At 56.0% G+C, this 24,098-nt stretch carries 22 protein-coding genes and 2 tRNA genes; 10 read left to right on the forward strand and 14 right to left on the reverse strand.

The features are described from left to right. Positions 1 to 6: 6 nt before the first annotated feature. The 3 genes from CSK29544_RS00190 to proB all read right to left on the reverse strand — a co-directional run bounded on the left by CSK29544_RS00190 (position 7) and on the right by proB (position 2,558). Positions 7 to 82 (reverse strand) — tRNA-Thr (locus CSK29544_RS00190). Positions 83 to 190: 108 nt separating this feature from the next. Then, positions 191 to 1,444, reverse strand: coding sequence for a glutamate-5-semialdehyde dehydrogenase (gene proA / locus CSK29544_RS00195; RefSeq protein WP_007887908.1), 1,254 nt, complete (start codon positions 1,442 to 1,444; stop codon positions 191 to 193). A 10-nt stretch (positions 1,445 to 1,454) separates the two neighbouring features. Further along, positions 1,455 to 2,558, reverse strand: coding sequence for a glutamate 5-kinase (gene proB / locus CSK29544_RS00200; protein ID WP_004385346.1), 1,104 nt, complete (start codon positions 2,556 to 2,558; stop codon positions 1,455 to 1,457). A 291-nt stretch (positions 2,559 to 2,849) separates the two neighbouring features. Here proB and ompC point away from each other — a divergent pair, with 291 nt between their 5' ends. Continuing rightward, complete coding sequence (gene ompC / locus CSK29544_RS00205) at positions 2,850 to 3,920, forward strand: porin OmpC (RefSeq protein WP_004385347.1); 1,071 nt, start codon at positions 2,850 to 2,852, stop codon at positions 3,918 to 3,920. 121 nt (positions 3,921 to 4,041) lie between these two features. Here the strand turns inward: ompC and crl are convergent, their stop codons facing one another. From crl to gpt, 3 genes are all read right to left on the reverse strand, one after another. Beyond that, on the reverse strand, positions 4,042 to 4,431 hold the full coding sequence (crl, locus tag CSK29544_RS00210) for a sigma factor-binding protein Crl (RefSeq protein ID WP_004385348.1): 390 nt from the start codon (positions 4,429 to 4,431) through the stop codon (positions 4,042 to 4,044). A gap of 57 nt (positions 4,432 to 4,488) precedes the next feature. After that, on the reverse strand, positions 4,489 to 5,736 hold the full coding sequence (gene frsA, locus CSK29544_RS00215; protein WP_007887897.1) for an esterase FrsA: 1,248 nt from the start codon (positions 5,734 to 5,736) through the stop codon (positions 4,489 to 4,491). Positions 5,737 to 5,843: 107 nt separating this feature from the next. Continuing rightward, positions 5,844 to 6,302 (reverse strand): xanthine phosphoribosyltransferase, encoded by a 459-nt coding sequence (gene gpt / locus CSK29544_RS00220; RefSeq protein ID WP_004385350.1) that lies wholly within the window; start codon positions 6,300 to 6,302, stop codon positions 5,844 to 5,846. Positions 6,303 to 6,562: 260 nt separating this feature from the next. Here gpt and pepD point away from each other — a divergent pair, with 260 nt between their 5' ends. Further along, positions 6,563 to 8,020, forward strand: a complete 1,458-nt coding sequence (pepD, locus tag CSK29544_RS00225; protein WP_014729533.1) for a cytosol nonspecific dipeptidase — start codon at positions 6,563 to 6,565, stop codon at positions 8,018 to 8,020. Between the two features lie 297 nt (positions 8,021 to 8,317). On the opposite strand, the gene dinB is transcribed toward pepD, so the two are convergent. Beyond that, positions 8,318 to 9,373, reverse strand: a complete 1,056-nt coding sequence (gene dinB / locus CSK29544_RS00230; protein WP_029039612.1) for a DNA polymerase IV — start codon at positions 9,371 to 9,373, stop codon at positions 8,318 to 8,320. Between the two features lie 255 nt (positions 9,374 to 9,628). On the opposite strand from dinB, the gene dpaA reads away from it, so the two are divergent. After that, positions 9,629 to 10,366: a peptidoglycan meso-diaminopimelic acid protein amidase gene (gene dpaA, locus CSK29544_RS00235; RefSeq protein WP_004385352.1), complete on the forward strand. Its 738-nt coding sequence runs from the start codon at positions 9,629 to 9,631 to the stop codon at positions 10,364 to 10,366. Here the strand turns inward: dpaA and CSK29544_RS00240 are convergent. Continuing rightward, the gene (locus tag CSK29544_RS00240) at positions 10,337 to 11,104 is read right to left on the reverse strand and encodes a class II glutamine amidotransferase (protein ID WP_004385353.1); all 768 of its coding nucleotides are present in this window, start codon (positions 11,102 to 11,104) and stop codon (positions 10,337 to 10,339) included. The genes dpaA and CSK29544_RS00240 overlap by 30 nt on opposite strands. 88 nt (positions 11,105 to 11,192) lie before the next feature. Then, positions 11,193 to 11,774 (reverse strand): D-sedoheptulose 7-phosphate isomerase, encoded by a 582-nt coding sequence (gene lpcA, locus CSK29544_RS00245; RefSeq protein ID WP_007698112.1) that lies wholly within the window; start codon positions 11,772 to 11,774, stop codon positions 11,193 to 11,195. 228 nt (positions 11,775 to 12,002) lie between these two features. Between lpcA and fadE the strand changes: the two genes are divergently transcribed. The 3 genes from fadE (at position 12,003) to CSK29544_RS00260 (ending at position 16,648) form a co-directional block, all read left to right on the forward strand. Then, positions 12,003 to 14,447 carry an acyl-CoA dehydrogenase FadE gene (fadE, locus tag CSK29544_RS00250; protein ID WP_007887887.1) on the forward strand — a complete coding sequence of 815 codons (2,445 nt, stop codon included), beginning with the start codon at positions 12,003 to 12,005 and terminating at the stop codon, positions 14,445 to 14,447. A gap of 105 nt (positions 14,448 to 14,552) precedes the next feature. After that, a complete protein-coding gene (locus CSK29544_RS00255; RefSeq protein WP_007887875.1) occupies positions 14,553 to 15,323 on the forward strand; it encodes an amidohydrolase in 771 nt (256 codons plus the stop codon). A gap of 338 nt (positions 15,324 to 15,661) precedes the next feature. Further along, positions 15,662 to 16,648, forward strand: a complete 987-nt coding sequence (locus tag CSK29544_RS00260; protein ID WP_029039613.1) for a fimbrial protein — start codon at positions 15,662 to 15,664, stop codon at positions 16,646 to 16,648. 215 nt (positions 16,649 to 16,863) lie between these two features. Here CSK29544_RS00260 and CSK29544_RS00265 read toward each other — a convergent pair. Together CSK29544_RS00265 and dnaQ are read right to left on the reverse strand one after the other, a co-directional pair. Next, positions 16,864 to 16,940, reverse strand: a tRNA-Asp gene (locus tag CSK29544_RS00265). 132 nt (positions 16,941 to 17,072) lie between these two features. Then, positions 17,073 to 17,804 (reverse strand): DNA polymerase III subunit epsilon, encoded by a 732-nt coding sequence (gene dnaQ / locus CSK29544_RS00270; RefSeq protein WP_007892225.1) that lies wholly within the window; start codon positions 17,802 to 17,804, stop codon positions 17,073 to 17,075. A gap of 52 nt (positions 17,805 to 17,856) precedes the next feature. Between dnaQ and rnhA the strand changes: the two genes are divergently transcribed. Then, entirely contained in the window at positions 17,857 to 18,333 is a 477-nt protein-coding gene (rnhA, locus tag CSK29544_RS00275) for a ribonuclease HI (protein ID WP_007892228.1), read from the forward strand. Here rnhA and CSK29544_RS00280 read toward each other — a convergent pair. Further along, on the reverse strand, positions 18,330 to 19,046 hold the full coding sequence (locus CSK29544_RS00280) for a class I SAM-dependent methyltransferase (protein WP_007892231.1): 717 nt from the start codon (positions 19,044 to 19,046) through the stop codon (positions 18,330 to 18,332). The genes rnhA and CSK29544_RS00280 overlap by 4 nt on opposite strands. A 32-nt stretch (positions 19,047 to 19,078) precedes the next feature. Between CSK29544_RS00280 and gloB the strand changes: the two genes are divergently transcribed. Together gloB and mltD are read left to right on the forward strand one after the other, a co-directional pair. Next, a complete protein-coding gene (gene gloB, locus CSK29544_RS00285; protein WP_007892232.1) occupies positions 19,079 to 19,834 on the forward strand; it encodes a hydroxyacylglutathione hydrolase in 756 nt (251 codons plus the stop codon). Positions 19,835 to 19,905: 71 nt separating this feature from the next. Continuing rightward, positions 19,906 to 21,279: a murein transglycosylase D gene (gene mltD, locus CSK29544_RS00290; RefSeq protein ID WP_004387418.1), complete on the forward strand. Its 1,374-nt coding sequence runs from the start codon at positions 19,906 to 19,908 to the stop codon at positions 21,277 to 21,279. Between the two features lie 61 nt (positions 21,280 to 21,340). On the opposite strand, the gene CSK29544_RS00295 is transcribed toward mltD, so the two are convergent. Continuing rightward, positions 21,341 to 22,111 carry a class I SAM-dependent methyltransferase gene (locus CSK29544_RS00295; protein ID WP_029039614.1) on the reverse strand — a complete coding sequence of 257 codons (771 nt, stop codon included), beginning with the start codon at positions 22,109 to 22,111 and terminating at the stop codon, positions 21,341 to 21,343. 70 nt (positions 22,112 to 22,181) lie between these two features. Then, complete coding sequence (locus CSK29544_RS00300) at positions 22,182 to 22,985, reverse strand: endonuclease/exonuclease/phosphatase family protein (RefSeq protein WP_004387420.1); 804 nt, start codon at positions 22,983 to 22,985, stop codon at positions 22,182 to 22,184. 217 nt (positions 22,986 to 23,202) lie between these two features. On the opposite strand from CSK29544_RS00300, the gene yafC reads away from it, so the two are divergent. Further along, positions 23,203 to 24,090 (forward strand): DNA-binding transcriptional regulator YafC, encoded by an 888-nt coding sequence (gene yafC, locus CSK29544_RS00305; protein WP_007892237.1) that lies wholly within the window; start codon positions 23,203 to 23,205, stop codon positions 24,088 to 24,090. Positions 24,091 to 24,098: the final 8 nt, after the last annotated feature.

A 24,098-nucleotide genomic window follows, 5' to 3' on the forward strand; every position in this document is an offset into this window, starting at 1 on the left:
TTTAACTGGTGCCGATAATAGGAGTCGAACCTACGACCTTCGCATTACGAATGCGCTGCTCTACCAACTGAGCTATATCGGCCCTGAGGAAGGGTGTGCGTGAGCACGGGGTAAGAGGTTATGAAAAAGTGGGTGATGCGTCAATGCCCTTGCGATTCAAGCGGCGATTTTTGCATCACCCGGCCCTCCGTTAAGCACGAATCGTATCGTCGCCGTAGCCGATCCACTTGTAGGTGGTCAGCGCTTCGAGGCCCATCGGGCCGCGGGCGTGAAGCTTCTGCGTGCTGACAGCCACTTCGGCACCAAGACCAAACTGCCCGCCGTCGGTAAAGCGCGTCGAGGCGTTCACGTACACCGCAGACGAATCCACTTCATTCACGAAACGGTCGGCGTGGCGCAGCGTGCGGGTGAGAATGGCGTCCGAATGCTGGGTGCCGTGCTCGCGAATATGCGCGATGGCCTCGTCGATGCCTGCCACCAGCTTCACGTTAAGATCGAGCGAAAGCCATTCGTCGTCGAACGCTTCCGGCTTCACCGCCACAGCGGTCGCCGGGCCGCCGGAAAGCAGCGCCAGCGCGCGCGCATCGGCGTGCAGCGTCACGCCGCGTTCGTGCATCACGCGGCTCAGTTCCGGCAGGAAACGTTCTGCAATAGCCTCATGCACCAGCAGCGTCTCCACCGTATTACAGGTGCTCGGGCGCTGAGTTTTGGCATTGGTGATGATGTTGAGCGCAGGCGCGAACTCCGCCGTTTCATCAACGAAAATATGGCACACGCCGATGCCGCCGGTAATAACCGGAATGGTCGACTGTTCGCGGCAGAGCTTATGCAGCCCTGCCCCGCCGCGCGGGATCAGCATGTCGATGTATTTGTCCATACGCAGCATTTCACTGACCAGCGCGCGTTCCGGGCTTTCGATGGCCTGAACGGCCGCGGCGGGCAGGCCGCACTCTTCCAGCGCTTTCTGGATAACTTTGACGGTCGCCGCATTGGTGCGCCAGGTCTCTTTGCCGCCTCTGAGAATCGCCGCGTTGCCGGTTTTCAGGCATAGCGAGGCGACATCCACCGTCACGTTCGGGCGCGCTTCATAAATCACGCCGACCACGCCGAGCGGCACGCGGCGACGCTCGATGCGCAGGCCGCTCTCCAGCAGACCGCCGTCAATCACCTGCCCTACCGGATCGGCCAGCTGACACACCTGGCGCACGTCGTTCGCAATGGCGTGTAAACGTTGCGGGTTGAGCGCCAGGCGGTCTAACAGCGCCTCGCTCAGCCCGCTGCGGTGCGCCTCCAGCAGATCCTGCTCGTTGGCGAGTAAAATCTCTTCGGCATTCGCTTCTAAATAGTCGGCGATTTTCTCCAGCACGCGGTTTTTCTCGCGCGAGGAGAGCAGCGCCATCTGATATGAGGCGGCTTTGGCCGCCTGGCCCATCTGCTCCAGCATGGCAGGCTCCTTATTGGGTGATCATGTCGTCGCGGTGAACCGCTACCGGGCCATATTCATAGCCGAGAATGGCGTCAATCTGCTGCGAGTGGTGCCCGGCGATGCGGCGCAGCGCGTCGCTGTTATAGCGGGAGACGCCGTGGGCGATGTCGCGCCCTTCCAGATTACGGATGCGAATCACTTCGCCGCGCGAAAAGTTGCCGGTCACGCTTTTAATGCCTTTCGGCAGCAGCGAACTGCCGCGCTCCAGAATGGCCGACTGCGCGCCCTCGTCGACGGTGATTTCGCCGGCGGGCGGCGCGCCGAAGATCCAGCGCTTGCGGTTCTCGAGTGGCGTCTGCTGCGGGTGGAAGCGGGTGCCGACCGGCAGCCCTTCGATAACATCGTTAATCACGCCCGGCTTGCTGCCCGCCGCGATCACGGTTTCAATGCCCGCGCGGCCCGCGACGTCCGCGGCCTGAAGCTTGGTGCCCATGCCGCCGGTGCCGAGGCCGGAGACGCTGTCGCCCGCAATCGCGCGCAGCGTGTCGTCAATGCCGTAGACATCCTGAATCAGCTCGGCCTGCGGGTTGTTGCGCGGGTCGGCGGTGAAGAGGCCCTGCTGGTCGGTCAGCAGCAGCAGTTTATCGGCGCCCGCCAGAATCGCCGCCAGCGCCGAGAGATTATCGTTATCGCCGACTTTGATTTCCGCCGTGGCGACCGCGTCGTTTTCGTTAATCACCGGCACGATGCGGTTATCGAGCAGCGCGGTGAGCGTGTCGCGCGCGTTCAGGAAGCGCTCGCGATCTTCCATATCCGCGCGGGTCAGCAGCATCTGCCCCACATGGATGCCGTAAATCGAAAAAAGCTGCTCCCAGAGCTGGATCAGGCGGCTCTGCCCGACAGCCGCCAGCAACTGCTTGGAGGCGATGGTCGCCGGCAGTTCCGGGTAGCCCAGGTGCTCGCGCCCGGCGGCAATCGCCCCGGACGTGACGATGACGATACGATGCCCGGCGGCGTGCTGCTGCGCGCACTGGCGCACCAGTTCGACAATATGGGCGCGATTCAGGCGGCGGGAGCCGCCCGTCAGGACGCTGGTCCCCAGTTTCACCACCAGGGTCTGGCTGTTACTCATGATGTTTTGCCGTATCAACGAAATTGGAAAAATTAAACCCAAAATGACGTTGTAACAGGAGAGCGCGCCCTTGCCAACTCCCGGCCAGAAAAACCGCACGCCGCGCAGGCGAACCGGCAAGCATAGCGGCGGATTTTGATAGTTTTATTACCGTTTACGAAAAATATACCTTTTTAAAATTTATCTTACTTTGTCATATTTTTTTCATATCCGACCGTTAAAACCCATCTTGTTTTTTCACAGGTCTTTGACCCGCGAATTTTAGCGCGTAAATAATGATTGGGATTAATGATGAAAAAGAGCACTCTGGCATTAGTGGTGATGGGTATTGTTGCGTCGTCTGCTGCTCAGGCCGCAGAAATTTATAACAAGAACGGCAACAAGCTGGATCTTTATGGCCGTGTTAAAGCCGAACATTATATGAGCGATAATGACGCTGTAGACGGGGATCAGTCTTATATCCGTCTGGGCTTCAAAGGCGCGACCCAAATTAACGATCAACTGACCGGTTTCGGCCAGTGGGAATATCAGGTTGCCGCTAACCGTGTGGAAGGCGACAGCACGAACAGCGCAACCAAAACCCGTCTGGCTTTTGCGGGCCTGAAATTCGCCGATCTCGGCTCCATTGATTACGGTCGTAACTACGGCATCCTGTATGACGTGGGTTCTTACACCGATATGATCCCGGAATTCGGTGACGACGCTTACACCAAAACCGATAACTTTATGACCGGCCGTACCACTGGCGTGGCCACCTACCGCAACACCGATTTCTTCGGTCTTGTGGATGGTCTGAAATTCGGCCTGCAATACCAGGGCAAGAACGAGAACGACAGCCGTGCCGCCAGCAAAGCCAACGGCGACGGCTACGGTGCCTCTGTTAACTACGCGCTGGGCGACAGCGGCGTGAGCATCGGCGGCGCTTACACCAAATCCAACCGTACACTGGCGCAGCGTAATTCCACGCTCGGTAAAGGCGATAACGCGGAAGCCTGGGCGACCGGCCTGAAGTATGACGCCAACAATATCTACCTGGCGGCGACCTATGCGGAAACCCGCAACATGACCCCGATCACCGGCGGTTTTGCCAATAAAAACCAGGGCTTCGAAGTGGTTGCGCAGTATCAGTTCGACTTCGGCCTGCGTCCGTCCATCGGTTACGTGCAGTCTAAAGCCAAAGATGTTGAAAACGGCATTGGCGACGTTGATCTGGTGAAATATTACGACGTGGCGGCCACGTATTACTTCAACAAAAACATGTCCGCTTTCGTGGATTATAAAATTAACCAGCTGGACGACGACAACAAGCTTAAGATCAACAACGATGACGTTGTTGCGCTGGGCCTCGTTTACCAGTTCTGATTAATATTCCCCACGCCCACGCCGTGGGCGTTTATCACATCGTGTGGCTACGATAAAAAAATAACCCCGCGTCGGCGGGGTTATTTTTTATGCGTTATTTGAGTATTAACTGAAATACGGCTCAGGCAGAAAGCTTAAGATCTTCTGTTACCGGCTCCAGTTTTAAATCCATCGAGGCGAGCAGCGCGCGCAGTCTTTCGTGAAAACCGCGCAGCGTTTGCGAAAGCTTTTCTTTGACCTCGTCGTCTTTGATAGGCACCGCCGTCCAGTCGCCCTCTTTATCAAACAGGCCGAACTGCCAGGTATAGGTAAAGCGGTCTTCATGCGCTTCCAGCTCCATCCACCAGCCCCAGAATTCACGCTTCTCCGGCGCGGGTTTGACGTTGACGCAAACAGCCAGGCAATCAAAGAAGAAGCGGTTGCCTTCGCACTGCTCTTCCCGAATATACGGGCCAAGGGCAGTGAATTTCTTAATCATCCTGCTTTTCGGGTGTCCACTCGGTAACGTCATTGCGATCTCCTTTTGTGAAGCCATTGTTTTACCAAACCAATGGAAATTAGCCAATGATTAACGCAATTTATGGTTTACCCACCCGGAAATCTGATGCAGCGCCTTATCAAAGTTGCTGTACACCGGCGAAGTGGGGATCTCCAGCAGCTTACCGTCCACAGATGACGAGGCGATTAAACGCGACTCCTCCTCCGGGCTGAAAATGTCGTTTTTCCAGTAGCCTGCGAGCATCGGTGTCGGGCAGCGGCGGCCGAGCAGCCCCTGGGTTTTCAGCGAATAGCGGTTGAGCTCGACACGCAGCGCGTTGTCCGAGGCGTCATACATGCCAAGACGGCTCGCCAGCACATCCATATACATCTCCGGCACCTGATCCTGGCGCGCCGGATCGCTGAAAAGCTGATGCACCATCGGGCCGAGACAGGCCACGGCTTTAAGTCGCGGCGCTTCAAGATACGCGAGGCGCACCGCCACGTTCGCCCCGAAGCGAAACCCAAACGCCGCCACGCGGGTGTGATCGACCCACGGCAGGTTTGGCAGAGCCTGAAGCACATGCTGATGCAGCAGGCTGGAATCCTGCGACAGCGTCCATTTGGACGACGCGCCGACCGAGGGCATATCAATGGTGAGCATCGCGATGCCAAGCGGCGCGAAGTAGCGCTCGAAAAGCGTAAAGTAGTCACTTTGCAGCGCGTCCAGGCCGCCACAAATCAAAACGGTCGGGAATGGCCCCTTCCCGCCTTTGGGAAGGTGCAGAAAGCCGGTGATGGTCGCGCCACCGGGGATCGGGAACGAGAGTTCGCGCAGTTCACCGGAAAGCCGCGTGGCGGCCTCTTCATATGCGCGGTTCGCCAGCACCTGCGCCTGTTCGGCGAGCGTATCGCCTTTCAGGTGCGGATAGGCGGCAATACTGTAGAGCGTGGAAGCCATCAGCCAGGCCTTGCCGATGGCCGCTTCGTCGGTCTCCTGCCCGGCGCGCTGCTGCCACGCCATCGCCTGCTTCGACCACTCATAAATCCAGTTGCCGCCGCGATAGCCGATGACGGTGTCGTAATGCGCGGGATCGGTGCGTTCGGCGTCGCTCAGCACGATGCGCGACTGCACTTCAAGGATTTCTCGTGGATCGACACCGCGCCAGACCCACATCAGCCGGTTAATCATGCGATACCACTGCGGCACCGTTTTACCGTCCAGCGTGGACTGGATCACCGGAGGCGGCGCGTGCTGAATACGACGCACCAGCGTCGAGGTTTCCGGGTATTTAAACCGCGGCTTAAACAGGGTTTCGCTCAGATTGGCCTGCGACATGCTTTCTGCCTCCGTAAAAACAGCACAAAACATGATTGTACTCGCAGGCGGCGGATAAAAACAAAAACGCCCGGCAGTGCCGGGCGTAAAGATGCGTAAGGACGGGATTAACGGCCGGACAGCGGCGGCACGAAAACGACGCCCATATCCCACGGCTGCTCGATCCAGGTGTCCTGCGGGATATCGATAACGTAGTCATCCACCAGCGGCTGGCCTGCCGGTTTAGCGAAAATGGTCACGAAGCGGGCTTTCGGGTACATCTCACGGATAGCCACTGCGGTGCCGCCGGTATCCACCAGATCGTCCACCACGATAAAGCCTTCACCATCGCCTTCTGCGCGCTTGATAACTTTCAGTTCGCGCTGGTTGTCATGGTCGTAGCTGGAGATACAGACGGTATCGACGTGACGGATACCCAGTTCGCGCGCCAGCAGCGCGCCCGGCACCAGACCGCCGCGGCTGACGGCGATAATGCCTTTCCACTGCTCAGCAGGCAGCAGACGGCTCGCCAGCTTGCGCGCGTGGATCTGTAACATATCCCAGGTGACAACGTATTTTTCGCTCATGTGAAGTGTCCCGGCCAGTTTAAAAAACGGCTTAAAAAGTGTTCAGGGGGAAAATAGGTTGCGCGAGATTATAGAGATCTGAGCCGCTAAAAACCAGTGCCACGCGGCATGGGCCGTGGTTTTTGCTCGCTTTGGTCTGCACAGCATAAAAGAAAGTGGTATTCTCGGGCTATTGCCCAGGCCCGTCTTGCGGCACATCACAACGATAACCCAGAGGCCCGCACGCCGCGCTGCACCGGGCCCAGTCAAGGAGACTTAACGTGTCTGAACTGTCTCAACTCTCCCCTCAACCGCTGTGGGATATTTTCGCGAAAATCTGCTCCATTCCGCATCCGTCCTACCATGAAGAACAACTCGCCGAACACATCATGGGCTGGGCGAAGGAAAAAGGCCTGTTTGCCGAGCGCGACCAGGTGGGCAACATTTTAATTCGCAAACCGGCGACCGCCGGCATGGAAAACCGTAAACCGGTCGTGCTGCAGGCGCACCTCGATATGGTGCCGCAGAAGAATAACGACACCGTTCATGATTTCACAAAAGATCCTATCCAGCCGTATATCGATGGCGAATGGGTGAAAGCGCGCGGCACCACGCTTGGCGCGGATAACGGCATCGGTATGGCGTCCGCGCTCGCGGTACTGGCGGACGACAGCGTCGTACACGGCCCGCTGGAAGTGCTGCTGACCATGACCGAAGAAGCCGGCATGGACGGCGCGTTTGGTTTGCAGGCAGGCTGGCTGCAGGCCGATATCCTCATTAATACCGATTCCGAAGAAGAAGGCGAAATCTATATGGGTTGCGCCGGCGGCATCGATTTTATCTCCACGCTGCCGCTCTCCCGCGAAGCTATCCCGGCCGGTTTTGAGACGTTCAAACTGACGCTCAAAGGGCTGAAAGGCGGTCACTCCGGCGGCGATATTCATCTGGGCCTCGGCAACGCCAACAAACTGCTGGCGCGTTTCCTGTGCGGTCATGCGCAGGCGCTGGATCTGCGTCTGGTGGATTTCAACGGCGGTACGCTGCGTAACGCCATCCCGCGCGAAGCGTTCGCGACCGTCGCGGTGCCTGCCGCTAACGCAGGCGAGCTGAAAACGCTGGCGAACACCTATCTCGATATCCTGAAAAATGAGCTCTCCGTTAAAGAGAAGAACATCACCGTTGTGCTGGAAGCGGCCTCGACCGATAAAGCCGCGCTGACCGCGCAGAGCCGCGATGCGTTTATCGCGCTGCTGAACGCAACGCCGAACGGGGTGATTCGCAACTCTGACGTGGCGAAAGGCGTGGTGGAAACCTCCCTGAACGTGGGCGTGGTGACCATGACCGACGAGCAGGCGGAAATCATCTGCCTGATCCGCTCGCTTATCGACAGCGGTAAAGATTACGTGGTGAGCATGCTGGAATCGCTCGGCGCGCTGGCAGGCGCGAAGACCGTGGCCAAGGGCAGCTACCCTGGCTGGCAGCCGGACGCCAGCTCGCCGGTGATGGCGCTGGTGCGTGAAACCTATCAGCGTCTGTTTAACAAGACGCCGAATATCCAGGTGATCCACGCGGGTCTTGAGTGCGGGCTGTTCAAGAAACCGTACCCGCAGATGGATATGGTCTCCATCGGGCCGACCATTACCGGGCCGCATTCGCCGGATGAGCAGGTACATATTGAAAGCGTGGGCCACTACTGGACGCTGCTGACCGAGCTGCTGAAAGCGATCCCGGCGAAGTAAGCGTTTGATGCAAAAGAAAGGCGGCCCTGGGGCCGCCTTTTTTGTTTTGGCGTTTGTGGCGGGGTGGGTTTAAAAGGCGGGTGCGCTACGCTTACCCGCCCTACGCTTCCCGACGGTTATCATCATGTAGGATGGGTAAGCGGAGCTCACCCACCAGAGCTAATGACAAGAATCGACAACTTCAGCTTGTAAGGTGGGTAAGCGAAGCGCCCCCACCAGAGCTAATGACAAGAATCGACAACCTCAGCTTGTAGGGTGGGTAAGCGAAGCGCACCCACCGGGCCCGAGGAAAAGCCCCTACAACCCCAGCACCAGCTGCCGCTCGATTTGCGGGTCGAGCAACGTCACGTGCAGCCCCACCAGCCGCACGCCGCGCCCGCTGCGGCGCTCTTCCCAGGTTTTACGCGCCGTGGCGAGCAAATCCTCTTTATTGAGCTTCGGCCAGACATGCTCCTGCGTGGTGAGCTGAAAATCGTTAAATTTGAGCTTCACGCCCTGGCGGGCGATGCGTAGATCCGGCTGAACGGCGGCGAGGCGGCGCTCAAGCTCCGGGTAGAGCCGCTCCACTATCGCCTCACACTCCGCCCATTCGTGGATATCCTCTGCCAGCGTGCGCTCGACGCCGACCGATTTACGCTGCCTGTCGCTGCTGATTTCACGGTCGTCTATCCCCTGGCTGCGCTCCCACAACACGCGTCCGAACTTGCCAAAGCGTTTGAGCAGCGCGGCGAGATCGCTTTTTTGCACATCCTCGCAGGTACGCAGGCCGAGGCTCTCAAGCTTCGCCGCCGTCACCTTGCCAACGCCCGGGATCTTGCCAAGCGGCAGCGTGCGCAAAAACGCCGGCACCTCTTCAGGCGTTATCACATACTGCCCGTTGGGCTTGTTGAGATCGGAGGCTATTTTGGCGAGGAATTTGATCGGCGCGATACCCGCCGACGCGGTGAGCTGGAGTTCGTCGAAAATCGTCTGGCGGATCTCTTTGGCCATCAGCGTCGCCGAGCCGTAACAGTGCGGGCTGTGGGTGACATCCAGATAAGCTTCGTCGAGTGAAAGCGGTTCAATCAGCGAGGTATAGCGCGAGAATATTTCCCGGATATGGGCAGACGCTTCTTTATAGGCGTCAAAACGCCCCGGCAACAGCGTGAGATGCGGGCAGAGCTTGAGCGCCATCGCGGTGGGCATAGCGCTGCGCACGCCATATTTACGCGCCGGATAATTGGCGGTGCTGATAACGCCGCGCCGTTCGCGGCTGCCACCAATGGCGAGCGGAATATCGCGCAGGGCTGGATTATCGCGCATCTCTACCGCCGCGAAAAAGCAGTCCATATCGACATGAATGATTTTGCGCATCGCCACGCCCCGCACTGTATGTCCATACAGTCTGGCAAAAAATGGGGGCGGCGGCAACCTTCCTTATTCCGTCATAATTGCGTAAATTCTTTGGGGCGCGATGAAGTTAAGCAAAACTTAATTGTAAACGCTGCAGGCAGCGCTTGCGAAAAATAACAGCGATGCTAATGTGAGCGCTCCTGAACCAGAATAGTCTTATTTTGGGTCCCTTCGCCTTTCGGCATCGGTCTTAGCTTTATCAAGGAAACAAGCAGTATGCGTAAAATCGCATTGTTAATCGCAATGCTTCTGGTGTCGTGCTTTTCATGGGCCAGTACAGTCAGTAGCGACAGCGTTACCCCGATAAAAAAAGAATTAAAACAGCAGTTAATGGGTTCCCCGGTTTATATCCAGATCTTTAAGGAAGAGCGCACGCTTGAGCTGTACGTCAAGATGGGCGAGCAGTATCAGTTACTGGATAGCTACCGCATCTGCAACTATTCCGGCGGTCTTGGGCCGAAACGCCGTCAGGGCGATTTCAAAAGCCCGGAAGGCTTCTATAGCGTGCAGCGCAGCCAGCTCAAACCCGACAGCCGTTTTTATAAAGCGATCAATATCGGTTTTCCGAACGCGTTTGACCGCGCTAACGGGTATGAAGGGAAATATCTGATGATCCACGGCGCGTGCGTGTCCGTGGGTTGCTACGCGATGACAGATAAAAATATCGATGAGATTTTCCAGTTCGTCACCGGCGCGCTGGTGTTTGGTCAGCCGAACGTGCAGGTCAGCATCTATCCGTTCCGCATGACCGACGCCAATATGGAGCGCCACAAGTATTCGTACTACATCGGCTTCTGGAAACAGCTTAAGCCCGGCTACGACTACTTTATGGCGACCCGGCAGCCGCCGGTGGTCTCTGTGGTGAACGGCAGTTACGTGGTCAGCAAACCGCTCAGCAGCAGCGTGGTGCACCCGCAGCTGGCGTCAAACTACACGCTCCCCGAGACAAAATAACGCCCACTCGCCTGGCATGATTTTGTGCCAGGTTTCATTGCCCGTCAGCGGCTGAGTGGCGATCACCGTGACCACATCATTGGGTGTGGTCTCTTCCTGAAAATCAATTTCCACATCCTGATCGAGCAGTTTGGCGACGCCAAACGGCGCGCGGCGCGTTATCCAGAAAAGATTGGTGGAGCAGAACGCCATCACATAGCGCCCGTCTGACAACAGCATATTGAAAACGCCCTTCTCCCGCAGTTCACCCGCCAGTTCCGCGATATAGCGAAAGACCGCCGTCATGTTGCCCGGCGTGCGCGGGTAGCGCGTGGTGAGTTTGTGCAGCAGCCAGCAGAACGCTTTTTCGCTATCGGTTTCGCCAATCGGGCGAAACGGACCGGTATCGAGCGAGCGGTAGCCGGTCAGCTGGCCATTATGGGCATAAGTCCAGTTGCGGCCCCACAGCTCACGGGTAAACGGATGGGTGTTTTCGAGCGCGACTTCGCCGCGGTTCGCCTGGCGGATATGCGCCACCACGGAACATGATTTAATGGGGTAGTCCTGCACCAGTTTCGCGATGGGCGAGTTGTAGCTCGGTTGTGGATCTTTAAACGTGCGACAGCCTTTGCCTTCATAGAAGGTGATGCCCCAGCCATCTTTATGCGGCCCGGTTCCCCCGCCCCGCTGCACGAGGCCGGTAAAGCTAAAGCAGATATCCGTCGGCACGTTGGCGCTCATCCCGAGCAGTTCGCACATAAATCACCTCATCACACGCCGCCCACCTTTCGGAAGGCGTCACTGGGGCATGCCGGACGTGCGTTGCACGCCCGGCGGCAGCGCCTTATCAGGCTTTGACCATCTCTTTTTCGATAAGCTGGATCAGGATGTGGATCACTTTGATGTGAATTTCCTGAATACGATCAGCATAGCCAAAATGCGGCACGCGAATTTCCACATCCGCCGTTCCCGCCATTTTGCCGCCATCTTTACCGGTCAGCGTGATGACTTTCATGCCTTTGGCGCGCGCGGCGTCGATCGCTTTGATCACGTTGCCGGAGTTGCCGGAGGTAGAAATGCCGAGCAGAACATCGCCTTCGCGCCCCACCGCTTCGACATAGCGGGAGAAGATGTGGTCGTAACCGAAGTCGTTGCCGACGCAGGAGATGTGGCTGACGTCGGAGATCGCGATCGCCGGGTAGCCCGGACGGTTTTCACGGTAGCGCCCGGTCAGCTCTTCGGCGAAGTGCATCGCGTCGCAGTGCGAGCCGCCGTTACCGCAGGAGAGCACTTTGCCGCCTGCTTTAAAGCTGTCTGCCAGCAACACCGCCGCACGCTGGATAGCGTGAATATTGGCTTCATCTTTCAGAAAGTTAGCCAGCGTTTCGGCCGCTTCGTTCAGCTCGTTACGAATCAGATCCTGGTACATGAGGGATATCCTTCAGCATTAAAAAGTAACCGGATGCAGTGTACCGGATAGCGCCGGGAGCGAGAAGCGCTACACCGCGCCGGGCATACAGGTTTTGCGTTTACGTGCGGCAACAATGTGAGCCAGGTTGTAATTATTTTGTGAACGCATTGCTAAAAAAAGCAACATCCTCTACAACCATATCATCACAAGTGGTCAGACCTCCTACAAGCAAGGGAGCTTTTCTTTATGATGATCTTGAGTATCGTTGCCACCCTCGTTCTTATCGGTGCGCTGTTTTACCATCGCGTCAGCCTGCCGCTCAGCAGCCTGATTTTGCTCGCCTGGACCGCCGCGCTCGGCGCCGCTGACCTCTGGTCACTGTGGCTGCTGGTGCCGCTGGCGATTATTCTGGTGCCGTTGAACGTTACGCCGGTGCGTAAATCGCTGATCTCCGCCCCGGTGTTCCGCGGCTTTCGTAAAGTGATGCCGCCGATGTCGCGCACGGAGAAAGAAGCGATCGACGCCGGGACGACCTGGTGGGAAGGCGATCTGTTCCGCGGCAACCCGGACTGGCAGAAGCTGCATAACTATCCGCAGCCGAAGCTGACCGCCGAAGAGCAGGCGTTTCTCGACGGCCCGGTGGAAGAAGCGTGCCGCATGGCGAACGACTTCCAGATAACCCACGAAATGGCGGATCTGCCGCCGGAGCTGTGGGCGTTCCTGAAAGAACATCGCTTCTTCGCGATGATCATCAAAAAAGAGTACGGCGGTCTGGAGTTCTCGGCTTACGCGCAGTCCCGCGTGCTGCAAAAACTCGCTGGCGTCTCCGGCATTCTCGCCATCACCGTTGGCGTGCCGAACTCCCTCGGCCCCGGCGAACTGCTGCAACACTACGGCACCGACGCGCAGAAAAACCATTACCTGCCGCGTCTGGCACGTGGCCAGGAAATCCCCTGCTTTGCGCTGACCAGCCCGGAAGCCGGCTCTGACGCCGGTGCCATCCCGGATACCGGCGTGGTCTGCATGGGCGAGTGGCAGGGCGAGCAGGTGCTCGGCATGCGCCTTACCTGGAACAAGCGCTACATTACGCTCGCGCCTATCGCCACCGTACTGGGCCTCGCGTTTAAACTCTCTGACCCGGATCGTCTGCTGGGCGGCGAGCAGGAACTCGGCATTACCTGTGCGCTGATCCCGACGAACACGCCGGGTGTGGAAATCGGCCGTCGCCACTTCCCGCTCAACGTACCGTTCCAGAACGGCCCGACGCGCGGCAAAGATATCTTTGTCCCTATCGATTACATCATCGGTGGGCCGAAAATGGCCGGTCAGGGCTGGCGTATGCTGGTGGAATGCCTGTCGGTGGGCCGCGGCATTACGCTGCCCTCTAACTCGACCGGTAGCCTGAAGTCGATTGCGCTCGCCACCGGTGCCTACGCCCATATTCGCCGTCAGTTCAAAGTTTCTATCGGTAAGATGGAAGGGATTGAAGAGCCGCTGGCGCGCATCGCCGGTAACGCCTACGTGATGGACGCTGCGGCGTCGCTGATTACTTACGGCATCATGCTTGGCGAAAAACCGGCGGTCCTGTCGGCGATTGTGAAATATCACTGCACTCACCGCGGTCAGCAGTCCATTATTGACGCGATGGATATCGCAGGCGGTAAAGGCATTATGCTTGGCGAGGGCAACTTCCTGGCCCGCGCTTATCAGGGCGCGCCTATCGCGATTACCGTGGAAGGCGCGAATATCCTGACCCGCACCATGATGATCTTTGGCCAGGGCGCGATCCGCTGCCATCCGTATGTACTGGAAGAGATGGCGGCGGCGCAGAATAACGACGTGAACGCCTTCGATAAGCTGCTGTTCCGCCATATCGGCCACGTGGGCAGCAACCTGGTGCGCAGCTTCTGGCTTGGCCTGACTAACGGCCTGACCAGCCGCAGCCCGACCCGCGACGCCACGCGCCGCTACTATCAGCATATCAACCGCCTGAGCGCCAGCCTGGCCCTGCTCTCCGACGTGTCAATGGCGGTACTGGGTGGCAGCCTGAAGCGTCGCGAGCGTATCTCGGCGCGCCTGGGCGATGTACTAAGCCAGCTCTATCTGGCCTCGGCAGTCCTCAAGCGCTATGACGACGAAGGCCGCCAGGAAGCAGATCTCCCGCTGGTGCACTGGGGCGTGCAGGATGCGCTGCATCAGGCCGAGCAGGCAATCAGCGATCTGCTGCGTAACTTCCCGAATGGCGCGGTGGCTGGCCTGTTGAGCCTGGCGATTTTCCCGGCGGGCCGCCGTTACGACGCGCCTTCCGATAAGCTCGACCACAAACTTGCGAAGATCCTGCAAACGCCGTCGGCGACCCGTTCACGCATCGGCCGCGGTCAGTACCTGACGCCGAGCGAGCATAACCCGGTCGGGCTGCTGGAACAGGCGTTGCTGGAGGTGATGGCCGCCGATCCTATCCACCAGCGCATTTGCAAAGAGATGGGCAAAAACCTGCCGTTCACCCGTCTTGATGAGCTGGCGAAACGCGCGCTGAAAGAAGGCCGTATCAATGAAGATGAGGCCGCCATTCTTATCCGCGCCGAAGAGAGCCGTCTGCGCAGCATTAACGTAGACGATTTCGAGCCGGACGCGCTGGCGACACAGCCGGTAAAGCTGCCGGAGGCGGTACGTAAAGTCGAAGCAGCCTGATTCTGGCCTGTTAAAAACCCCGCTCCGGCGGGGTTTTTTATTGCCTCGCATCCTGTCGCGTGCATGATAAAGTGACCTGAGTTGCCAATGACGGGGAGTCTGAACGTGTCTGGTTTAAAAATTACGCTGATGCAGCAGCCGCTCAGCTGGATGGACGGGCCCGCTAACCTGCGCCACTTCGACCTGCTGCTGGAGAAGGTCCAGGGACGGGATCTGATTGTGCTGCCGGAGATGTTTACCACGGGCTTTGCGATGGAAGCCGCGCAGTCGTCGCTGCCCGAAGAGATCGTCGTCGCCTGGATGCAGGAAAAAGCCCGTCAGACTGACGCGATGGTGGCCGGCAGCGCGGCGTTGCAGAGCGAGCGCGGACCGGTGAACCGTTTTTTATTAGTGGAGCCGCAGGGCGCGGTGCATCGCTATGATAAACGGCATCTGTTTCGCATGGCCGATGAGCATCAGCATTATGTGGCAGGTGACGCACGGCTGGTGGTGGCGTGGCGCGGCTGGCGCATTCTGCCGCTGGTCTGTTATGACCTGCGCTTCCCGGTGTGGTCGCGCAACCGCGACGATTACGACCTGGCGCTGTATGTGGCGAACTGGCCTGCTCCACGCGCCCTGCACTGGCAGGCGCTGCTGACCGCACGCGCTATTGAGAACCAGGCGTATGTCGCGGGCTGTAACCGCGTCGGCAGCGACGGTAACGGTCACCACTACCGCGGCGACAGCCGCATTATCAACCCGCAGGGCGACATCATCGCCGCCAGCGAGCCACACCAGGCAGTGCGTGTGGAAGCCGAATTGTCGCTGGAGTCGCTCAGAGAGTACCGCGAGAAATTCCCCGCCTGGCAGGATGCCGACCGTTTTACGCTTGAGTAAACGCAGGGATACAGAATATGGCCAGCATGCGCTCAGCGTCGCTGGCTGTTCATATGACGGATGCATCAGGCCTAATCATAAAATTTCCTGCGAGACCAATGAAATTAATATTGATTAGGTCAATATTCTAAAAAAAGAATTTATTGCGTTTTCATTTTTTCCTTAGCCCTGTTTTTCATACAATCCGTAGCGTTCATAAATCCATACAGGCTCTTTTTATACAATAACGCATGAGATTGAATAACATTACACCTTTATGTTTATTATCTGGCGATATAAAAAGCGCGCTTATCATCTCTATCCAATACCATAGCATAATAAGGCATTTCATTTTTACGATGAATATGAAAAACAGTAACAGTAACTTCCGGGTTTGCAATAATACGCTGATGCGTAGCTTTTTATTGCTCCTCTTAACCCCTTTATTATGGCTTTCCCAGCCTGCATTCGCTTTTCACTGTGATGGTCCCTACGGTACAATTCCGATCCATGGAGGAAGCAGCACGGTAACCATAGACGTCGACCCGAATTTCGAAGACGGTAAAAACATGCTGATTGATCTTTCCCAGATCACCTGCGCCAACGATGCTGAAGGAGTCGTCGATGCGCTCTATATCAGCCCAAAAACCCCGCCAAGCACGATAGGCCTGCTGGAACCTATGGCAGGCATTGAAATTTCTGGAATCAATTACTCACTGGCATCGTCGGTAGGAAAAACCGTTATTCCCAGTTTCCACAGCGGCTCCAGAAAAATTAACTCTCGCTTCTTTATTTATCTCGACAAGCAAATCATCAGGCCGTTAAAAATAAACAAAGGGGATCTGTTGCTTAAAATCGAGTTCCGCCAGACAAGCTCCAGAGATGGTACCTGGTACTATACATGGAACTTTATTTCAAATAATGACACTTATATTAATACCACTACCTGTAAAATTAATAACGGCAATGTTATCGATGTGGATTATCAGACAGTTATTGTGACTGACGTTCAGTCATCCCCCACGCAGGCACTTACCAGAAACGTTCCTCTGAACTTTAATTGCGATGATAAAACGTATTCTTCTCCGATAAAAATCACACTCAGTGCTGCCGCCGCAGGTGAATATGATGAAAATGGCGCATTTCTCACGTCCACACCAGGTTTAGGTATTACCATGCTTCATAACGGGAGTGTGGTGCCGGTAGATGGCTATTTCTCAAGCGTAATCACAAATGGCCAGGGCTCAGATAATGTCTCGTTTGCACTCGTCAAACAAAACGCCGCAACGCGACTCGCGACAGGTGCTTTTCAGGCTTCGGCCTCGCTAATAATGGAAAGTGAATAATTTAGCGAGTTAACGTTTAACAATTATAGCTACTGGCCGGGGTGCATCCCGGCCTTTTTGTATGCATTGCGCTCAGCCGAAGACGTAACCCGCTGGCAGGCTAAAAGTTTCATCGTATTTCATGCCAGCTGAAATATATCCCAAAAGGACATCAACTTTTATATCGCCGAAATGACGAAAGCCCGAACCATTGCTGATTCGGGCTTTCTGAATAGTGGCGGAACGGACGGGACTCGAACCCGCGACCCCCTGCGTGACAGGCAGGTATTCTAACCGACTGAACTACCGCTCCGCGTTGTGTTCCCTTGGGAACGGGGCGAATATTACGGGCTGCCCCCTGTGCCGTCAACGCTTTTTCTCACATTTTGAATCGTTTGCTTTAAAAATCGCCCGCATGGCGATTTTGTCAGCGTTTTCAGTACAATCAGGCGCGCCAGAGGCAGCTGCCGCCCTTCTTCTGTACCAGATCGAGACGTGATTCATGCGCCGCCAGCTCTTCATCGCACGCCCGGACCACTTTCAGGCGAGAGGCCTGGCGTACCACGCGCTGAATGCCGGTATCGCCCTGTTGCTGTTGTCCGTCACCTTCCATCGCGAACGCAATAGACGTCTGCCCGCCGGTCATCGCCAGATAGACATCCGCAAGAATCTGGGCATCGAGCAACGCCCCGTGCAGCGTACGTTTGGTGTTGTCTATTTCATAACGCGAGCATAACGCATCAAGACTGTTGCGCTTGCCCGGGAACATCTTACGGGCCAGCGCCAGGCTGTCGGTGATTTTGCAGAACGTTTCGGTTTTCGGAATGCTGCGGTTGAGCATGCCGAATTCGTAATCCATAAAGCCGATATCGAACGAAGCGTTATGAATAACCAGTTCAGCGCCGCGGATGTAATCGAGAAAATCATCCACTACATCGCCGAAAACGGGCTTATTCATCAGGAACTCATCGGAAATTCCGTGAACCATAAAAGCTTCCGGGTCCACCAGCCGGTCGGGCTTGAGGTAGACGTGGAAGTTATTGCCGGTCAGGCGGCGGTTGATCACCTCAACCGCACCGATCTCAATAATGCGGTGCCCTTCATAATGGGCGCCTATCTGGTTCATACCGGTGGTTTCGGTATCCAGAACGATCTGTCGTGTAATAGCTGTGCTCATAGCGCTCGTTTATGTCAGACTTGGCTTTTTACTCACAGGAAGTCTACCAGAGATGCGTAAACAGGTAGAAATTTTCACCGATGGATCTTGTCTCGGCAACCCGGGGCCTGGCGGCTATGGCGCTATCCTGCGCTACAAACAGCATGAGCGGACCTTCAGCGCTGGCTATCGCCTGACCACCAATAACCGTATGGAACTGATGGCGGCGATCGTCTCCCTTGAGGCGCTTCGTGAGCACTGCATTGTGACGCTCAGTACAGACAGTCAGTATGTCCGCCAGGGCATCACGCAGTGGATCCATAACTGGAAAAAACGCGGCTGGAAAACCACCGAGAAGAAACCGGTAAAAAATGTCGATTTATGGCAGCGGCTGGATGCGGCGCTGAGCCAGCACGAAATCAAATGGGAATGGGTAAAAGGCCACGCCGGTCACCCGGAAAACGAGCGCTGCGACGAACTGGCCCGCGCAGCCGCAATGGCCCCGACGCTGGAAGATACCGGCTATCAGCCTGAAGCGACAGCCAGCTAAGGTTTACGATACTGGCGCGTAGCCCCCACCGCCGGGCGCAGATGCGTGCGGGCGCGCGGCTTCATTAACGGGTTAATGGTCAGTGGGATGGTGCGCTTACGCGCTACCATCACCTGCAAACATCCGAGTGCCGGCAGATGTTTGGACAGCATCTTTCCGCCCTGCCGACACCATGGTAATACCTGGCAGCGGCTGTAATGGAGCAGTTCGAAATTGAGCAGCGATAGCCAGTCCATCTGACGCATCATGGTAAACATGCGGCTATTTACGGGCGCACGTTTGCGCACAAACGGCAGAAGTTTGGCGGCCCCGAGCAGGCTGACGGGGTTGAATCCCGTGATAATCAGCCAGCCGTCGTCAATCAGCACGCGGTCCGCCTCATTAAGCAGACGGTGCGGATCGGGGCACCAGGGCAGCGTATGCGCCAGCAGACAGGCATCCACGGATTTCGCAGCAAACGGCAGATGCAGCGGATCGCACTTAACCTGTAATGCGTCGCCCTGTAAGGCGACATTGACCTGATGTGAAATCGCGCAGGCTTCGGTGTTTATCTCCGCGCTGAGATTGCCTATCTTAAGCAAATGAAAGCCATACATTTTCCCAAGCCAGGGCTGGAGTTCCCGCTCAAGCGTCGCGCGATAATGCTCGCCCCAGGAAAACGCATCCCAGTGGGCCGGAGCGCTGAGTGTCGCGGGTGTCCGTGCCGGTTTCATCACTACCTTCCGTAACGCATAAGAGGTGATTTATGAATCTTAACAGTATTCCTGCTTTCGAGGATAACTACATCTGGGTGTTGAATGATGATGAAGGAAAATGCCTGCTTGTCGACCCTGGCGAGGCGGAACCCGTTTTTCGCGCCCTTGAGGAAAACCAGTGGCAGCCGGTGGCAATCCTGCTTACACATCATCATCACGATCATACGGGCGGCGTAAAAGCCTTAGTGGCGCGGTTCCCGGATATTACTGTGTACGGGCCGGAAGAGACCCGCAGCAAAGGCGCGCAGGTTGTAGTCAACGATGGGGAGAAGTTCAACATCCTTGGCTGCGAATTCCTTGCATTCTCTACGCCAGGTCACACTTTAGGACATTTCTCATATTTCAGTTTCCCTTATCTTTTCTGCGGCGACACGATGTTCTCCGCTGGCTGTGGTCGCCTGTTTGAAGGCACGCCCGCGCAGATGTATCACTCCTTTCAGAAAATAAACGCGCTGCCTGAAGATACGCTTATTTGCTGTGCGCATGAGTACACATTAAGCAATCTTAAGTTTTTAGTGGCTATTTTGCCGGACGATCCCGCTTTAACCCAATATTATCGAGAAGTTAATGAGTTACGTGCAAAAAATCAAAAAACACTACCCTCAATTCTTAAAAATGAGCGCCAAATAAATCTTTACCTGCGATTAGAAGACGATGATTTAATTGATAAAATTAATCCAGATCTTCGGTTGTCCACTCCTGAAGAGAGATTTGCATGGTTAAGGTCAAAGAAAGATAACTTCTAGAAATTCTTGCTTGTATTCGGGAAAGTTCGCCGTTATCATTGCTCGTCTTTTAAGCAACTATTGACACACACATGAAGGCAAAAGCGATCTTACTCGCCTCTGTCCTGCTTGTGGGGTGCCAGGCGTCTCAACATGACGGCGGCGTTCAACAGCATGCACAGAGCCTTTCTGCGGCTGGTCAAGGGGAAGCAGGAAAGTTCGCTGGTCGAGCGGCTTCTGCGCGCTGGATGGATGATGGAACTTTCCTCGCGCAAGATCAGGACCTGTGGACTTTCATTGGCGACGAGCTAAAGATGGGGATTCCGGAAAATGACCGGATCCGCGAACAAAAACTGAAGTACTTGAGTAATAAGAGCTATCTCCACGATGTAACTTTACGGGCAGAGCCGTATATGTACTGGATAGCCGGGCAGATTAAAAAACGTAATATGCCAATGGAACTGGTACTACTACCCATAGTGGAGAGCGCTTTTAACCCCCACGCGACATCTGGCGCGAATGCCGCAGGCATCTGGCAGATTGTCCCGAGCACGGGGCGGAATTATGGTTTAAAACAGACCCGAAATTATGACGCGCGTCGTGACGTGGTGGCCTCAACCACTGCCGCACTCAACATGATGCAACGTCTGAACCGGATGTTTGACGGCGACTGGCTACTCACTGTCGCGGCTTACAACAGCGGTGAAGGTCGTGTATTGAAGGCAATGAAAGCGAATAAAGCACGTGGCAAACCCACGGATTTTTGGTCGCTCTCACTGCCACAGGAAACCAAAATTTACGTGCCGAAAATGCTGGCGCTGAGTGACATACTCAAAAACAGCAAGCGGTATGGGGTGCGTTTACCGACAACGGATGAGAGCCGCGCGCTGGCACGCGTGAAGGTGAATAATCCGGTGGAAATGGAACAACTGGCGGAAATGGCCGGGATTTCAGTGAATAAACTGAAAACCTTCAATGCAGGCGTTAAGGGCTCGACCCTTGGCGTAAGCGGGCCGCAGTACGTGATGGTTCCACAGAAACATGCGCAGCAGCTGCGTACGTCTCTGGCCGCCGGTGAAATCGCTGCGGTTCAGCCGACTATGGTTGCGGACAATTCACTGTCTGCGCGGACGTATAAAGTCCGTTCTGGCGATACGCTTTCCGCGATTGCCGCACGGATGAACGTCAGCACCAAAGATTTGCAGCGCTGGAACAATCTGCGCGGTGCGAAGCTGAAACCAGGCCAGACGCTCTCTGTCGGCACGGTTAGCGGCGCGGGTGAACTGGCAAGCAATAACGACAGTATCACCTATAAAGTGCGTAAGGGCGATTCGCTCGCAAGTATTGCTAAGCGTCACGGCGTTAACATTAAGGATGTGTTGCGCTGGAACAGCGATACGGACAATCTGCAACCGGGCGATCAAATCACCCTGTTTGTGAAGAACAGTTCGACGCCAGATTCCTGACGACAAGCCTTATAAACAAGAAAGGCACCGATTCCCCCGGTGCCTTTTTCTTTATCTGGCGTTATGCCGCCTTGCTCGCCTCAATGATAATCGTATCACTGGTAAAAGATCCGTCCTCCTGCAGCGCGAAATAGCGTTGCACTTCTGCTGACGCACTTTGCTGATAAACCCGAATAGCCTGCGACTGCGTGTCGGGTGTACGCATTCGTGCGATCCAGCTGCCAAACTCCAGCGCCAGTTTGTCGGTACGCACATCCCGCGTGATAAGCCCGGCCTGATTGAACATCTGCAACCACTCGCCACTGGCATAGTTACGAACATGTGAGGTATCACGCAGCGCTTCGATCGTTTGCAGCCAGATATCCAGCACCGGATGACCGGGCGAGAGAATATCCATCATGATCATGAAGCCTCCGGGCTTCAGCACGCGTTTCACCTCACGCAACGCCAGACCGACATCGTGCCAGTGGTGCGCCGAATAGCGGCTGATGACGATATCAAAACTCTCCGCCTCAAAAGGCAACGATTCGGCATAGCCCTGACAGGTCGACAGATGCGTAAGCCCGCGCTCACGCGCCGTCTCTTTCACGACCGACAACATGGAAGATGATAAATCGTACGCCACCACTTCCTGTACCCGCTCTGCTGCCGTAAAGCTGGCATGCCCTGCCCCACACCCGAGATCAAGCAGGCGCGCCTGCGGAAATGCCGTAAGACGCTCGCGCAGATAAATGAGATCGCGCCCTGTGGCGTGCACCTGGCTGGTTAAATAGGCCTTCGCCTGGGAGCCAAACTGCTTGTCAACGTTGTCGTGATGAGAGTGTGTTGCCATTGTCGTGTCCTTGCATTGAGTAAAAGAAAGGGCAGGCGCAGGGTCTGCCCAACGGCAGACCTGACACACCTTACTTCTGCTCAGGTTTGCCGGGACTGAATTCAACGAGTAGCGGGTTGTGATCGGAGGCGCGCGTCACCAGGACAGAAGCTTCCTGTACGGCGAGGCCGCGATAGAACACGAAATCGAGCGGGCGACCGAACGCGCGGCGGCGCTGGTCATCAGTAAAACGGACTTCACGCAGCGACATTTCACGCGCGAAGCGGTAAAGCGCATTCATCCTCGGGCGGCTCCAGGCGTTGAAATCGCCAGCCATGATCACCGGACCGCTGTGATGGCCTATCTGATCGCCAATAGGCCCGAGTTGTTTACTGTAGACATCCACACCCAGGCTGAAATTGACGGCGTGAATGTTCACCACCATGAGTAAGCGGCCATCGGGCAGCGGATAGACCGTGACCAGCGCCGATTTAGAGAGACGCAGGATAGGCTCACGCTCACGCAGCGGGCAGCAATAGACCGGATGTGCGGCAGAGAGCGTCATCACGCCTGACGGGTGTTGCGGCAACACAAAGGCAGGAACCTGATCCGCAGCCAGATAGTTGGTTGTCGCAAAGCGCACCAGCTCAGGCGTGGTCTGCGCCTCCTGTAATAAGACCAGATGCGCCTCTTTGCCGAAATTTTGCAGGACAGAAAGCCATTCAGCACGCTGTTGCTTGAAGATATTCCAGACCAGCACCCGGAGAGAGCCATCTCCGGGCAAGGGAGCGCCGGCGGGTAATGCCTTTCCTATACTCGCAAACGATCCTGGCGCCAGAATGCGTTCTGCTGGCTGACCGGCGACATAGCGCATGGCATAAGTATTTTTTCGCACGTTTCGCTGCTAACCCCTGTAGATGTGTTCGCAAGATAAGCGACCTTTACCTGTTATAGGGATTTTAGCTCACAGATGCAATGGGCGGGATGAAAGCCGCGCGTGAGTGCCGTCGGGTATATCAGCGCATCAGTTCGTACATGGCGTGCTATAAAACGCTGTGGTTAAATAACCGAATTCTCTAAAATGCCATGCAAATTTTGCCTGTGGAGCAACAATGAAAGCCTCTTCTGATGAACTGATTATTTTTGTCGCTGTGGTAGAGAGCGGAAGTTTTAGCCGGGCGGCAGAACAGCTCAACCTCGCGAATTCAGCGGTCAGTCGCGCAGTGAAGAAGCTTGAGATGAAACTTGGTGTCAGCTTGCTTAATCGCACAACGCGCCAGCTGAGTCTGACAGAGGAAGGCGAGCGATATTTTCGCCGCGTTCAGCAGGTTTTACAGGAGATGGCGGCAGCTGAAACCGAGCTGATGGAGAGCCGTCAGACGCCACGCGGGCTGTTACGGATCGATGCCGCTACGCCTGTGATCCTGCATTTGCTGATGCCCATGATTAAGCCTTTTCGCGAGCGTTATCCTGAAGTTGCGCTGTCGCTGGTTTCTTCCGAGACGTTTATCAACCTGATTGAGCGCAAAGTAGACGTGGCCATACGTGCGGGTACGCTGACGGATTCCAGCCTGCGCGCCAGACCGCTCTTTACCAGTTACCGGAAAATTGTTGCTGCTCCCGATTACCTTGAGCGTTATGGCGTGCCGAAAAATATATGCGAGCTCAACGATCATGTCTGTCTGGGTTTTACCGAACCCGTATCTTTGAACACCTGGCCGGTTGCCTGTGAAGATGGCCAGCTACTGGAAATTACGCCAGGAATGACCTCAAACAGTGGTGAAACGCTCAAACAGCTGTGCCTTACCGGTAATGGGATCGCGTGCTTATCTGACTTTATGATTGATAAAGAAATCGAACAAGGAGAGCTTGTAGAGCTATTGGCGGAGTACAGATTGCAGGTAGAAATGCCCTTCAGCGCGGTTTATTACAGCGATCGGGCTGTGAGTACGCGAATCCGGACCTTCATTGATTTTCTGAGTGAATGGATAAAAAAATAGCCCCAACA

The sequence above is a fragment of the Cronobacter sakazakii genome (assembly GCF_000982825.1).
GTDB classification, from domain to species: Bacteria; Pseudomonadota; Gammaproteobacteria; order Enterobacterales; family Enterobacteriaceae; genus Cronobacter; species Cronobacter sakazakii.